Below are 14,226 nucleotides of genomic sequence, written 5' to 3' on the forward strand. Positions count from 1 at the left end.
CTGACGCCATGCGTGCCGTACGCCTTCTGCTTAGCGGGCCGCGCTGATCAGTCCCGACCGCCGGTGAATCGCGGTCGGCATCGGCGCGGCGTCCCCTCCTGTGCGAGGGGCATTTTTGTTTGACCAGCACGGTCAATTCCGCAGGCAGAGACGATCGATGGAGCTTTGAGGATCATGAGCGAGACGAATTCTGCTGCCGCCTCCGAGGTGGCCGCGCCGCACCGCTACACGGCCGCTCTGGCCGCGGACATCGAGGCACGCTGGCAGGACTTCTGGGACGCCGACGGCACCTACGAGGCGCCGAACCCGAGCGGCGACCTGGCCGCGCGGGACGAGGCGGAGGCCGCGCTGGCCGAACGGCCCAAGAAGTTCATCATGGACATGTTCCCGTACCCCTCCGGAGCGGGCCTGCACGTCGGCCACCCCCTGGGGTACATCGCCACGGACGTCTTCGCGCGCTACCAGCGCATGACCGGCCACAACGTCCTGCACACCCTGGGCTTCGACGCCTTCGGCCTGCCCGCCGAGCAGTACGCGGTGCAGACGGGCACCCATCCGCGGGTCTCCACCGAGGCCAACATCAAGAACATGAAGGCCCAGCTGCGCGCGCTGGGCCTGGGCCACGACAAGCGGCGCTCGATCTCGACGATCGACCCCGAGTACTACAAGTGGACCCAGTGGATCTTCGTCCAGATCTTCAACTCCTGGTACGACGCCGACGCCGCGAAGGCCCGCCCGATCGCCGACCTGGTCGCCCAGTTCGAGAGCGGTGAGCGTGCCGTACCGGACTCCACGCGCGTGTGGAGCGAGCTGGACGCCGCCGAGCGCGCCGAGGTGCTGAGCCAGTACCGCCTGGCCTACGCCTCCGACGCGCCCGTCAACTGGTGCCCCGGCCTGGGCACCGTCCTGGCCAACGAGGAGGTCACCGCCGACGGCCGCTCCGAGCGCGGCAACTTCCCCGTCTTCAAGGCCAAGCTGCGCCAGTGGAACATGCGCATCACCGCGTACGCCGACCGTCTGCTGGACGACCTGGACGCACTGGACTGGCCCGAGGCCATCAAGCTGCAGCAGCGCAACTGGATCGGCCGCTCCGAAGGCGCCCGCGTGAGCTTCCCCGTGGGCATCGAGGGCGACGCGATCACCGTCTTCACCACCCGCCAGGACACCCTGTTCGGCTCGACCTACATGGTCCTGGCGCCCGAGCACGACCTGGTCGACAAGGTCCTCCCGGAGGCCTGGCCCGAGGGCACCCACGAGACGTGGACGGGCGGGCACGCCACCCCGGCCGAGGCCGTCGCCAAGTACCGCGCGTTCGCCGCCGCCAAGTCCGACGTCGAGCGCCAGGCCGACGCCAAGGAGAAGACCGGCGTCTTCACCGGCGTCTACGCCACCAACCCGGTCAGCGGCGAGCAGGTCCCGGTCTTCATCGCCGACTACGTACTGATGGGCTACGGCACCGGCGCGATCATGGCCGTGCCGGCGCACGACAGCCGTGACTTCGCCTTCGCGCGCGCCTTCAACCTGCCGATGCGCTGCGTGGTGGAGCCGTCGGACGACCGCGGGACCGACACCAGGAAGTGGGACGAGGCCTTCTCCTCGTACGAGGCGAAGCTGATCAACTCCTCGAACGAGGAGATCTCCCTCGACGGCATGGACGTCACGGGCGCCAAGGCCCGCATCACCGGCTGGCTGGCCACCCGCGGCATCGGCGAGGGCACCGTCAACTTCCGGCTGCGCGACTGGCTGTTCAGCCGCCAGCGCTACTGGGGCGAGCCCTTCCCGATCGTCTACGACGAGGACGGCGTCGCCCACGCGCTGCCCGAGTCGATGCTGCCCCTGGAGCTGCCGGAGGTCGACGACTACTCCCCGCGCACCTTCGACCCGGACGACGCGAACACCTCTCCGGAGACGCCGCTCTCCCGCAACGAGGACTGGGTCAACGTCACCCTGGACCTGGGCGACGGCCCCCGTGCCTACCGCCGCGAGACCAACACCATGCCCAACTGGGCGGGTTCATGCTGGTACGAGCTGCGCTACCTGGACCCGAGCAACGACCAGAAGCTGGTCGACCCGGCCGTCGAGCAGTACTGGATGGGCCCGCGCGAGGGTCAGCCGACGGGCGGCGTCGACCTGTACGTGGGCGGCGCCGAGCACGCGGTGCTGCACCTGCTGTACGCGCGCTTCTGGTCGAAGGTCCTGTTCGACCTGGGCCACATCTCGTCGGCCGAGCCGTTCCACAAGCTGTACAACCAGGGCATGATCCAGGCCTACGTCTACCGGGACAGCCGCGGCTTCCCGGTGCCGGCCGCCGAGGTCGAGGAGCGCGACGGCGCGTTCTTCTTCGAGGGCGAGCCGGTCAAGCGCGAGCTGGGCAAGATGGGCAAGTCCCTGAAGAACGCCGTCACGCCGGACGAGATCTGCGACGAGTACGGCGCGGACACCCTGCGCCTGTACGAGATGGCGATGGGCCCCCTGGACGTGTCGCGTCCCTGGGACACGCGCGCGGTCGTCGGCCAGTACCGCCTGCTGCAGCGGCTGTGGCGCCTGATCGTCGACGAGTCGACCGGTGAGGTCACCGTCGCCGACGTCGCCGAGGCGGACATCGACGAGTCCACCCTGCGCGCCCTGCACAAGGCCATCGACGGTGTGCGCCAGGACCTGGACGGCATGCGGTTCAACACCGCGATCGCCAAGATCACCGAGCTGAACAACCACCTGACGAAGGTGGGCGGCGCGGTGCCGAGGTCCGTCGCGGAGCGCCTGGTGCTGCTGATCGCGCCGCTGGCCCCGCACATCGCCGAGGAGCTGTGGCGCAAGCTGGGCCGCACCGACTCCGTCGTCCACCGGGACTTCCCGGTCGCCGACCCGGCGTACGTCGTGGACGAGTCCGTGACATGCGTCGTGCAGATCAAGGGCAAGGTCAAGGCGCGCCTGGAGGTCTCCCCGTCCATCTCCGACGCCGAGCTGGAGACGGTGGCGCTGGCCGACGAGAAGGTCGTGGCGGCGCTGGACGGCGCGGGGATCCGCAAGGTGATCGTGCGGGCGCCGAAGCTGGTGAACATCGTCCCCGCGTAGCGGTCTAGGGGTCTTCCCTTACGGGCAGGTTGGGGGTTCCGCTGGAACCTCCGACCTGCCTTCTCCGTTTACGGTGGAAGAGGCCGATGGAGCGGGTCGAGCGGCCGCGGCGGCCCGAGCGGCCCGAGCGGCCCGTGTGAACCGGATGCGGAGAGGAGCGTCATGGAAGCCCTGGGCGCAATCGTGGCGCTGCTTGTCGTGCTGTTCTTGGTGCTGGGTGTGTACATGACCGTGAAGGCGGTCCGTGCGGCCAAGCGCGGGGTAGACCGCACCCTTTCGGAGGCCCGCCGGACGGTCGAGGACACCACGCTGCGCGCGAAGAGCTTCGGGCAGGTCGGCGCGCCCGCCGAACTGGCCAAGCTGCGTCTTTCGCTGCGCACCTCCATGCGGGCCACGCAGGACGTCCTCCAGGCGGGCGCCTCCGACGACGCCTCGCTGAAGGAGACCCTGCAGCTGTTCGACCGGCTCAGTGTGCACGGACACGAGCTGGACGACGAGCTCCGTCGTCTCGAGCGCGACCCGGACAAGGCGGCTCTGGCCGAGCGGCTCCCCGCGCTGCGTGAGCGCACGGAACAGATCACGAAGGCCGCCGACTCCCTGCGGTGGTCGGCCCGCGACCGGGCCCGCCGGTTCGCCGACGACGACCTGGACTCGCTGAGCACGCAGATCGACATGGAGGCGGGTGCCCTGCGGCACTGGACGACGGAACCGGCGCCCGACCGGACCCCGGCCGCGTGGCCAGAGCCCGCACCGCAAGAGGGCAGGACCGCGGAACAGACCTGGTCCGAGCCGTCCGCTCAGGCCCGCCGGACGGCTCAGGAGCCGACGCAGCCCGCGATCACTCCGCCCAGCGCGCGGGTGACGTATCCGTGGGAGAAGAAGGCCAAGCCCGAGAGCACGACCTGATCCGCCCGGCGCCGGGCACCGGGGCGGGGAGGGCCCGGACTGCCACCCGACGGCGCAGACAGGTAACCTCCAGCTCATGTCCCGCCATGTCGCGATCGTCACGGATTCAACGGCCTACCTGCCGCAGGAGACGATGGAGCGGCACAACATCACCGCGGTGCCCCTGACCGTGGTCCTGGGAGACCAGGCCCTGGAGGAGGGCACCGAGATCTCGGCTCGCTCCCTCGCCCTGGCCCTGCAGAAACGCAAATCGGTGACCACGTCCCGGCCCAGCCCTCAAGTCTTCGCGGACACCTACCGAGAGATCGCCGAGGCGGGCGCGACCGACATCGTCTCGCTGCACCTGTCCGCAGAGTTCTCCGGTACGTACGACGCAGCGGTCGTCGCCGCGAAGGAGTCGCCGGTGCCGGTGCGGGTGGTGGACACCGGCATGGTGGCGATGGCGCTCGGTTTCTGCGCCCTCGCGGCGGCGCAGGCCGCGGAGGCGGGCGACTCGGCGGAGGAGGCGGTGGCCGCCGCGGAGAAGCGGGCAGCGGGCACGTCGGCCTTCTTCTACGTCGACACCCTGGACTACCTCCGCAGGGGCGGCCGCATCGGCGCGGCCCAGGCGCTCTTCGGCTCCGCGCTCGCCGTCAAACCGCTGCTGAAGCTGGACGGCGGCCGCATCGACATGCTGGAGAAGGTACGGACGGCGTCGAAGGCGATCGCCCGACTCGAGGAGATCGTGGTCGAGCGTGCCGGTTCCGGCCGGGTCGACGTCGCGGTGCATCACCTGGCGGCCCCGGAACGGGCGGCGACGCTCGCCGAGCGGCTCAGGGAACGGGTGCCGGACCTCGGTGAACTGCACGTGAGCGAGGTCGGAGCGGTGATCGGGGCGCACACGGGGCCGGGGTTGCTGGGGGCTGTGGTCTCGCCTCGATGAGGTGGGGCGCGGTCGGCTGTTGAGCCCCTCGTGTGGGTGACGGAGTTATCCACAACTGCTGGGTAATCCACGGGAATTGAGCAAGATCAACACGTTGTGGTGGCGGTGCGTAGCGTCGTCGGCATGACGATTCGATCAGCTTCTCGGACGGTTTCCGCGACGAGTGGACCCGGGCGTGGCCCGGGCTCCGATGGGCGTGCGGCGGACGGGCGCACGGTGGATAGGTGCGTGGTGGATGGCCGCGTGGTGGATGGGCGCGCGTCCGGCGGGCGTGCGTTCGACGGTCACGCCGGTACCAGGCACGTACGCGGGCGGGCGCGGCGCCGACGTGCGTCGGGGGAGGCGGTCAGGCGACGGGCGGAGAGCTTGTTCGCGGAACCGCAGGCGCCGCCTTGGCCTACGGCGCCTTCGTCTTCGTCTCCGTCCCCGGTCCCGCCTTCGTCCCCGGTCCCGTCTTCGTCTCCGTCTCCACTTCCGCCTTTGGTTCCGTCCCCGCCTGCATCCTTGTCTTCGCCTTCACCGTTGCCGTCGCCGAGGCTGGATGTCGCGGGGCCGGATGCGGTGTTGATGGGTGGGAGTTGGGCGGAGGGTCTTCCTGGCGCGGGTGTGCGTCGGTCGGGGACGAGGATGACGACGGGGTGGGCGCGGGACGCGGAGGCTGCGGAGGAAGAGGCGCAGGCAGAGGTAGCGGTAGACACAGACGTTGTGGGGCCTGCCTCGGGTGACGGGGAGGGGGCGCGGGCGGGGTCCTCGCGGAAGGAACGGCTGGGGCTTGCCGTGCGGGAGCGGCTGCCGATGTGGGTGCAGGCGCGGTGCGGTCTCGAGCGGCGGGCCGTGGTGGCGCTCGTCCTGATCCTCGGGGTCGGTGCGGTCTTCGCCGCCCAGCACTTCTGGACGGGTCGAGCCCAGCCCGTGCGGCCACCGGATGTGGTGCGTGAGGCGGGTGCCGTGGCCGAGCGGGGCGCGGAGCCGGCTCCGTCGCCGGGGGCCGCGGCGCAGGCGGGGCGGGCGTCGGCGGGTGCGGGTGCGGGTGGCGGTGGTGCCGCGGGCGTGGTCGTGGTGGACGTCAGCGGGAAGGTCCGCCGACCGGGCGTCCATCGGCTCCCCGCCGGGTCGCGGGTGGCGGACGCGTTGCGGGCGGCCGGCGGGGTCAGGCCGGGCACGAAGACGGGGGACCTCAATCGTGCGCGGTTCCTGGTGGACGGCGAGCAGGTAGTGGTGGGCGGGGCGCAGGCGGTGGGTGGTGCCGGTGGGGCACAAGGGGCGAGTGGTGCGGGTGGGGCTGGACCGGGTTCCATCGGATCTGGTGCCGCCGGGCCTGGTTCCAGCGGACCCGGCGCCGCCGGGCCAGGAGCCGCCGCTCCGATCGGTCTGAACACGGCGACAGCGGAACAGCTCGACGAACTCCCCGGCGTCGGCCCCGTATTGGCGCAGCACATCCTCGACTACCGCGCTCAGCACGGCGGGTTCCGTTCGGTCGAGGAGCTCCGCGAGGTCAACGGAATCGGTGACCGGCGCTTCGCCGATCTCCAGGGTCTCGTACGGCCATGACGCGCGCGGCGGTTCACCTCGCGTCGGGTCACCGACTCGGTGCCTCCCATCCCCGCCAGGAAGGCCCGGCGGACCTGCGGCTCGTGCCGCCCGCGCTGGCGGCCTGGGGTTCGGCGGCCCTCATGCTGGACGCTCCACCGCGCTGGGCGATCGCCACGGTGGCGGTCGCAGTGCTGACGGCCGGAGTCCTGTTGGTGAGGTGGACGGCTCGGGGGTCCGGCGGGGGCGGCCAGCCGCAAGCCGGGGGACGGAGACCGAGACGGTGGGGACGTTTCACGGTCGCCGCGGTTCTGCTCTGTGCCGCCGGGGCGGCCGCGTCGGCGGCGCTGCACGGGGCGGATCTGCGGCGCGGCCCGGTTCCCTCGCTGGCAGGTGAATACGCGCAGGTGAAGGCGGAGTTGAAGGTCACGTCCGACCCTCGCCTCACCCGTCCCCGCGTGGCGAGCGCGCACACGATGCCGCCGACTGTGCTTTTGGACGCGGAGGTCCTCCGTGTCACGGAGCGGGACGGCACGTCGACGGAGACCCGTACGCCGGTTCTGGTGGTGGTGCGCACGGATTCCCAGGAAGCCGGCCCCGACCGGGACTCGGTCCACCCGGCCGCCCCCGCCTGGACGGCTCTTCTGCCGTCGACGCGGGTGCGAGTGGAGGGTCGGTTGGCGCCGCCGTTGTCGGGCGGGGACCAAGTCGCCGCTGTGCTGCGGGTGGACGGGGAGAGGGTGCCCAGGACGGTGGGGGCGCCTACCGGGGCGCAGAGGATCGCCGGGAGGCTCCGGGGCGGGCTGCGGGAGGCCACGGACGGGCTGCCCGCCGATGCCCGTGCGCTGCTCCCGGGGCTCGTCGTCGGGGACACCTCACGCGTGCCGGCCGAGTTGGACCAGGCGTTCCGGGCGACCGACCTCACGCATCTGCTGGCCGTGAGCGGGGCGAACCTGACGATCGTGCTCGTGCTGCTCATCGGCCCGCCGGGTATCGCCCAGCGGGCGGAGCGGCGGGGGCTCGCGCCCAAGCTGGGGATTCCGCTGCGCACGACCGCGGTGCTCGGTGGTGCGCTCACCCTCGGGTTCGTCATCGTCTGTCGACCGGACCCGAGCGTGTTGCGGGCCGCGGCCTGCGGGCTGATCGCGCTGCTCGCCCTCGTGACGGGACGGCGCAGGTCGCTCATTCCGGCGCTGGCGACGGCGGTGCTGGTACTGGTGCTGTACGACCCGTGGCTGGCCCGGAGCCATGGCTTCCTGCTCTCCGTCCTGGCCACGGGCGCCCTGCTCACGCTCGCGCCGCGCTGGGGTGAGGCGTTGCGGGGGAGAGGGGTGCCGTCGAGATGGGCCGACGCGCTGGCCGCCGCGGCTGCGGCTCAGGCGGTCTGTGCGCCCGTCGTCGCCGTCCTGGCGGCTCGGGTGAGTCTGGTCGCGGTGCCGTGCAATCTCCTCGCGGAGTTGGCGGTCGCGCCTGCCACGGTGCTCGGGTTCGCGGCGCTGGCCGTGGCGCCGGTCGCGATGCCCGTCGCCGAGGTGCTGGCGTGGGTGGCGGGTTGGCCTGCGGAGTGGATCGCGGGTATCGCACGCACGGGGGCGGCGCTGCCGGGGAACGGGGTCGACTGGTCGGGCGGCTGGCGTGGGGGACTCGGGCTCGCGGGCGTCACTGTGGTCCTCGTCCTGGTGGGACGCAGGATCGTGCGGCATCCATGGCTGATCGTGGCCTGTGCCGCGCTGTTCTTCCTGGTGGTCGTGCAGCCTGCGCCCGTGACGCGGGTGATCGCGGGGTGGCCGCCGCCGGGGTGGCGACTGGCGATGTGTGACGTCGGGCAGGGGGATGCGACCGTGCTCGCGGCCGGGGACGGCGCGGGCGTGGTGGTCGACGCGGGGCCCGATCCACTGGCGGCGGACCGGTGCCTGCGCTCGCTCGGGATCAGCCGGGTGCCGCTCGTCCTGCTCACGCACTTCCACGCGGACCATGTCGCGGGGCTGCCGGGGGTGTTGCGGGGGCGTGAGGTGGGGGAGATCCAGACGACGGGGTTCCGGGAGCCGCCGGAGCAGGCCGACTTCGTGCGGGAGCAGGCGGCAGCCGCGGAGGTGCCGGTGGTGACGGCCGTGGCGGGGGAGCGGCGCCGGGCCGGGCCACTGGAGTGGCAGGTGCTGTGGCCTCCGGCCGGGCCGGTGCCGAGGCCGGAGGGGCCGAACGACGCGAGCGTCACTCTGCTCGTGCGGACGGGTGGGCTGACGGCGCTGCTGCTCGGGGACCTGGAGCCGCCCGCGCAGAGGGCCCTGCTGCGTAGCCCGGCCGCGGCGTCGCTCGGCTCCGTCGACGTGCTGAAGGTGGCCCACCACGGCTCGGCCCAGCAGGACCCGGAGCTCCTGCGGAGGGCGGCGCCGCGACTGGCACTGATCTCGTGCGGCGCCGACAACTCGTACGGGCACCCGTCGCCCCTCACCTTGGCGGCGCTGCGGGCCGGGGGAGCACAGGTGCTCCGCTCGGATACGGATGGGGCGGTCGCGGTGATGGGGGAGGGGGCGCGGGCCGGTTCTCGGGAGGGAGGCAGTTCTGGGGCGGTAGGCGATCCACGGGGCGATCCACGCGGCGAGCCACGGGTGGGGTCCGGGCTTGAGGTGGTCACGCGGCCGCCGTGAGCGTCGGAGTCCCCCACCCGCCGCAGCCATTTCGGGCCAGTCGCGACACTTCGCGTTGCATCGGCAGCATTCATGTGATCTAGGCCCGTGTTGCATCGAAAGCCGCAACGGTGATCGAATGCTTTTTCGTTGCAGTTTGCAGGTGTTGTCAAGTAAGGCGGGGGTGTGTCGCGCGTGTTCGGCCGCTGGCTGGGAAACCGTACGAATCGGACCGGACGGGTGGGGGCCTTGTCGGCGCTCACGGTCCCGTCGAGTGCGGGGGTGCTCAGCTGCCGGGTGCTCGACCCGGTCAACGAGCCCGTGCGGAACGCGGAGTTCGCCGTCAGCGACGCCATGGGGCGCAAGGTCGTCAGCGGGGGCACCGACCCCTTCGGGTCGTTCGTCACGGCTGTTCCGGCGGGGGACTATCGTCTGGCGGTCTCGGCGGAGGGGTTCACTCCGTACCGTGCGAGCGCCACGGTGGCGGAGGACGCGCACGCCTCGCTCGGCGACGTCACGCTCCAGGTAGCCCAGCCCCCGACGCTCCCCGAGCCCGGCGACTGGGAGGTCGACCCGCTGCACTCCTCGGTCTGCTTCACCGCGCGGCACATCGGTCTGGCCCGGATCCGTGGCCGGTTCAACAGCTTCGCGGGTGCGATCCGGATCGGGGAGCGGATGGAGGACTCGGCGATGCACGTCGTCATCGACGCCGCCTCCATCGACACGGCGGTCCAGATGCGCGACGACCACCTGCGCTCCGGTGACTTCCTGGACGTGGGGCGGTTCCCGACGATGGAGTTCTACAGCGACCGTTTCGTCCACAAGGGCGGCAGCCGCTGGGCGATATCCGGCGGCCTGACGCTGCACGGTGTGACGCGGACGGTCACGCTCGACACGGAGTACCTGGGGGTCGGCAAGGGGCTGGAGGGCGAGACCCGCGTGGCCTGCCGCGCCACCACCGAACTGCACCGCGACGACTTCACGATCACGTGGCAGACGATGCTGGCCCGCGGTATCGCCGCCGTCGGGCACAGCATCACCATCGACCTCGACATTCAGGTCATACCGAAGAGCGGCTGACGGGCCTGGCGGGGGCCGCTCGCCCGTAGCCGTTCGCTACGGGGACTCCAGCCAGCCCTCGTGCTCCGCGGCCAGCTCGTCGAGGGCCGACGGGTCCAGGCGGGAGTCGGGGTCCTCGACCACGACCAGCCACTGTGCGTCCTCGGCGTCGTCCTCGCCCGCCAGGGCGTCGCGGACCAGCTGGGGCTCCTCGGCCACGCCGAAACGGTCGGGGAGCTCTTCGGCGACCACCTCCGCGGCATCGCGGTCGGGCAGCACCAGGACATGTCGTACGTCGGTCATCCGGCCATTCTCCGATACCAGAGAAGAGCCCGGGGGCCGTACGGGAACGGGCTGTCAGTGGCGCGTGGGATGCTTGACCGCGATGGCCAGGAAGACAGCAAACGACGATCCGCTCGCTCCTCTCACGCTCGCCGTGGGGCAGGAGGACCTCCTCCTCGACCGTGCCGTGCAGCAAGTGGTCGCCGCCGCCCGCGCCGCCGACGCGGACACGGACGTGCGCGACCTCACGCCGGACCAGCTGCAGCCCGGCACGCTCGCCGAGCTGACGAGCCCGTCGCTCTTCGCCGAGCGCAAGGTCGTCGTCGTGCGGAACGCGCAGGATCTGTCGGCCGACACGATCAAGGACGTGAAGGCGTATCTGGGGTCGCCGGTCGAGGAGATCACCCTCGTCCTGCTGCACGCGGGCGGCGCCAAGGGCAAGGGGCTGCTCGACGCCGCGCGCAAGGTCGGCGCGCGTGAGGTCGCCTGTCCCAAGATGACCAAGCCCGCGGACCGGCTGTCGTTCGTGCGTGCGGAGTTCCGCACCACGGGCCGCTCGGCGACCCCTGAGGCCTGCCAGGCGCTCGTCGACGCGATCGGCAGCGACCTGCGCGAGCTCGCCTCCGCGGTGTCCCAGCTGGCGGCGGATGTCGAGGGCACGATAGACGAGGCGGTGGTCGGGCGGTATTACACCGGCCGTGCCGAGGCCTCCAGCTTCACGGTGGCCGACCGGGCCGTCGAGGGGCGGGCCGCCGAGGCGCTCGAAGCGCTGCGGTGGTCCCTGGCGACCGGTGTCGCCCCCGTCATGATCACGAGTGCCCTCGCGCAGGGGGTCCGGGCGATCGGCAAGCTCTCCTCCGTGCGTGGGGGGCGGCCCGCCGATCTCGCCCGTGAGCTGGGCATGCCGCCCTGGAAGATCGATCGCGTGCGTCAGCAGATGCGGGGGTGGACCCCGGACGGGGTGGCAACCGCGCTCACCGCCATCGCGGCGGCCGACGCGGGCGTCAAGGGCGGCGGCGATGATCCCGAGTACGCGCTGGAGAAGGCCGTGGTGACCATCGCCCGGGCGGCGCGCTCCGGTCGCCGCTAGGCCCTGCGGGGCTGGGCGGGTGTGTTCTCTGCGGGTGCGTCGTGGCTTGTCGCGCAGTTCCCCGCGCCCCTGACACGGCACCCCCATCGCCAGCTTCCCGTGCCCCTGACGCGGCGCCCCCACCGCCAGCGCCCCGCCCCGGGCACAGCGCCCCTACCCCCAGCGCCCCGCCCCCGGCCCCGGGGGCCGGCGGTCCTGTCCCGGACACAGCAATGCCCCCGGAGTGGGTCCGGGGGCATTGTTGCAGCGTGGCGTACTGCATGGTCTGTCCGCGATTCGAGGTAGAGGGCTCGAATTACCCTCGCGGGAGGATTGATCAGCGCCCCGGCGAACCGGGGCCAAGGGCCTCAGCCCTGAGAGACGCCTTAGAGGGACGCGGCCTTCGAAGCAAGCGCCGACTTCTTGTTGGCGGCCTGGTTCTTGTGGATGACGCCCTTGGAGACGGCCTTGTCCAGCTGACGCGTGGCCTCACGCGTGAGCTCGGCGGCCTTCTGGGTGTCACCGGCGGCAACGGCCTCGCGGGCCTTGCGGATCGCGGTCTTCAGCGAAGACTTGACCGCCTTGTTGCGCTGACGCGCCTTCTCGTTGGTCTTGATCCGCTTGATCTGGGACTTGATGTTCGCCACGAAAGAGCCTTTTCAGGTTCAGGTACTGCAGAGGAACTGCAGATGAGTGTTATGACACGCGCCTCGACGCTTGAGAGGGCTACGAGACACAGCTGTCCACGGTACCAGCCGCCCTCCTACCGGCCCAAACCGAGCGCAGTGCCCCACCCATGGGACGATGGAACCTACGTATAGATCCGACCCGAGGCGACAGGCGCCTCAAGAGACAGGACCCTGCGTGCCCGCGACCCCTAAAAATGTGCCCGAGCCGAGCCGTACCGACCCGGCGCTGATCCGCAATTTCTGCATCATCGCGCACATCGACCACGGCAAGTCCACGCTCGCCGACCGCATGCTCCAGCTGACCGGTGTGGTGGAGCAGCGGCAGATGCGTGCTCAGTACCTCGACCGCATGGACATCGAGCGCGAGCGCGGCATCACGATCAAGTCCCAGGCGGTGCGTCTGCCCTGGGCCCCGACAGAGGGCCCGACCGAGGGCAGTACGCACATCCTCAACATGATCGACACCCCGGGCCACGTGGACTTCACGTATGAAGTCTCGCGTTCGCTCGCGGCCTGTGAGGGCACGATCCTCCTGGTCGACGCGGCCCAGGGCATCGAGGCGCAGACTCTCGCCAACCTCTACCTGGCGATGGAGAACGACCTCAAGATCATCCCCGTACTGAACAAGATCGACCTGCCGGCCGCGCAGCCCGAGAAGTTCTCCGAGGAGCTCGCCAACCTCATCGGCTGCGAGCCCGAGGACGTCCTGAAGGTCTCCGCGAAGACCGGCATGGGCGTCGAGGCGCTGCTCGACAAGGTCGTCGCCGAGATCCCGCCCCCGGTCGGCGTCGCGGACGCCCCGGCGCGCGCGATGATCTTCGACTCGGTCTACGACTCCTACCGCGGCGTCGTGACGTATGTGCGTGTGGTCGACGGCCAGCTCAACAAGCGCGAGCGGATCCGGATGATGTCCACCGGCGCCACGCACGAGCTGCTGGAGATCGGTGTCTCCTCCCCCGAGATGACGCCGGCCGACGGCATCGGCGTCGGCGAGGTGGGCTACATCATCACCGGCGTGAAGGACGTCCGTCAGTCCAAGGTCGGTGACACGATCACCTCCCTGAGCAAGGGCGCCACCGAGCCGCTCGGCGGTTACAAGGACCCGAAGCCGATGGTGTTCTCTGGCCTGTACCCGCTGGACGGCTCCGAGTACCCGGACCTGCGCGAAGCCCTCGACAAGCTGCAGCTCAACGACGCCGCGCTCGTCTACGAGCCGGAGACCTCGGCCGCTCTCGGCTTCGGTTTCCGCGTCGGCTTCCTCGGGCTCCTGCACCTCGACGTGATCCGTGAGCGACTGGAGCGCGAGTTCGGGCTCGACCTGATCGCCACCGCCCCCAACGTGGTCTACCGCGTGATCATGGAGGACGGCACCGAGCACACGGTCACCAACCCGAGTGAATTCCCCGAGGGCAAGATCGACCAGGTCTTCGAGCCGGTCGTGCGCGCCACGATCCTCGCGCCCAGCGAGTTCATCGGTTCGATCATGGAGCTGTGCCAGAACCGGCGCGGCGTCATGCTCGGCATGGACTACCTCTCCGAGGACCGCGTCGAGATCCGCTACACGCTGCCGCTCGCCGAGATCGTCTTCGACTTCTTCGACCAGCTGAAGTCCAAGACGCGCGGTTACGCCTCGCTGGACTACGAGCCCACCGGCGAGCAGTCCGCCCAGCTCGTCAAGGTCGACATCCTGCTCCACGGCGACAAGGTCGACGCGTTCTCGGCGGTCACGCACAAGGACCAGGCGTACGCGTACGGCGTGCGGCTCGTCGCCAAGCTGCGCGAGCTCATCCCGCGGCAGGCCTTCGAGGTGCCCGTCCAGGCGGCGATCGGGTCCCGGGTCATTGCCCGCGAGACCATCCGCGCCATCCGCAAGGACGTCCTCGCGAAGTGCTACGGCGGTGACATCTCCCGTAAGCGCAAGCTGCTCGAGAAGCAGAAGGAGGGCAAGAAGCGCATGAAGATGGTCGGCTCCGTCGAGGTGCCGCAGGAAGCCTTCATCGCCGTGCTCTCCAGCGACGACAGCGGCCCCGGCAAGGCCAAGAAGTAGGTGCCCCGGCGGCGGGTCCG

10 protein-coding genes are annotated in these 14,226 nt (G+C 70.9%); 8 read left to right on the plus strand and 2 right to left on the minus strand.

Annotation, left to right across the window (positions count from 1 at the left end):
• The first annotated feature begins 174 nt into the window (after positions 1 to 174).
• The 6 genes from leuS to DEJ48_RS26195 all read left to right on the plus strand — a co-directional run bounded on the left by leuS (position 175) and on the right by DEJ48_RS26195 (position 10,140).
• Entirely contained in the window at positions 175 to 3,075 is a 2,901-nt protein-coding gene (gene leuS / locus DEJ48_RS26170; protein WP_150218694.1) for a leucine--tRNA ligase, read from the plus strand.
• A 162-nt stretch (positions 3,076 to 3,237) separates the two neighbouring features.
• Positions 3,238 to 3,981 (plus strand): hypothetical protein, encoded by a 744-nt coding sequence (locus tag DEJ48_RS26175; protein ID WP_150218695.1) that lies wholly within the window; start codon positions 3,238 to 3,240, stop codon positions 3,979 to 3,981.
• A 76-nt stretch (positions 3,982 to 4,057) separates the two neighbouring features.
• Entirely contained in the window at positions 4,058 to 4,903 is an 846-nt protein-coding gene (locus tag DEJ48_RS26180; protein WP_150218696.1) for a DegV family protein, read from the plus strand.
• Positions 4,904 to 5,608: 705 nt separating this feature from the next.
• Positions 5,609 to 6,454, plus strand: a complete 846-nt coding sequence (locus DEJ48_RS41110; RefSeq protein WP_411757481.1) for a helix-hairpin-helix domain-containing protein — start codon at positions 5,609 to 5,611, stop codon at positions 6,452 to 6,454.
• Entirely contained in the window at positions 6,451 to 9,081 is a 2,631-nt protein-coding gene (locus DEJ48_RS26190; RefSeq protein ID WP_150218698.1) for a ComEC/Rec2 family competence protein, read from the plus strand. Before DEJ48_RS41110 ends, DEJ48_RS26190 begins: the two co-directional genes overlap by 4 nt.
• Before the next feature lie 174 nt (positions 9,082 to 9,255).
• Positions 9,256 to 10,140, plus strand: coding sequence for a YceI family protein (locus DEJ48_RS26195; RefSeq protein WP_150221403.1), 885 nt, complete (start codon positions 9,256 to 9,258; stop codon positions 10,138 to 10,140).
• 36 nt (positions 10,141 to 10,176) lie between these two features.
• Here the strand turns inward: DEJ48_RS26195 and DEJ48_RS26200 are convergent, their stop codons facing one another.
• Complete coding sequence (locus DEJ48_RS26200; protein WP_150218699.1) at positions 10,177 to 10,422, minus strand: hypothetical protein; 246 nt, start codon at positions 10,420 to 10,422, stop codon at positions 10,177 to 10,179.
• 82 nt (positions 10,423 to 10,504) lie between these two features.
• Between DEJ48_RS26200 and holA the strand changes: the two genes are divergently transcribed.
• Positions 10,505 to 11,491, plus strand: a complete 987-nt coding sequence (gene holA / locus DEJ48_RS26205; protein ID WP_150218700.1) for a DNA polymerase III subunit delta — start codon at positions 10,505 to 10,507, stop codon at positions 11,489 to 11,491.
• Between the two features lie 365 nt (positions 11,492 to 11,856).
• On the opposite strand, the gene rpsT is transcribed toward holA, so the two are convergent.
• A complete protein-coding gene (rpsT, locus tag DEJ48_RS26210; protein WP_098242480.1) occupies positions 11,857 to 12,117 on the minus strand; it encodes a 30S ribosomal protein S20 in 261 nt (86 codons plus the stop codon).
• 217 nt (positions 12,118 to 12,334) lie between these two features.
• On the opposite strand from rpsT, the gene lepA reads away from it, so the two are divergent.
• A complete protein-coding gene (lepA, locus tag DEJ48_RS26215; protein WP_150218701.1) occupies positions 12,335 to 14,206 on the plus strand; it encodes a translation elongation factor 4 in 1,872 nt (623 codons plus the stop codon).
• Positions 14,207 to 14,226: the final 20 nt, after the last annotated feature.

The organism is Streptomyces venezuelae (assembly GCF_008642315.1).
Classification (GTDB): Bacteria; Actinomycetota; Actinomycetes; order Streptomycetales; family Streptomycetaceae; genus Streptomyces; species Streptomyces venezuelae_D.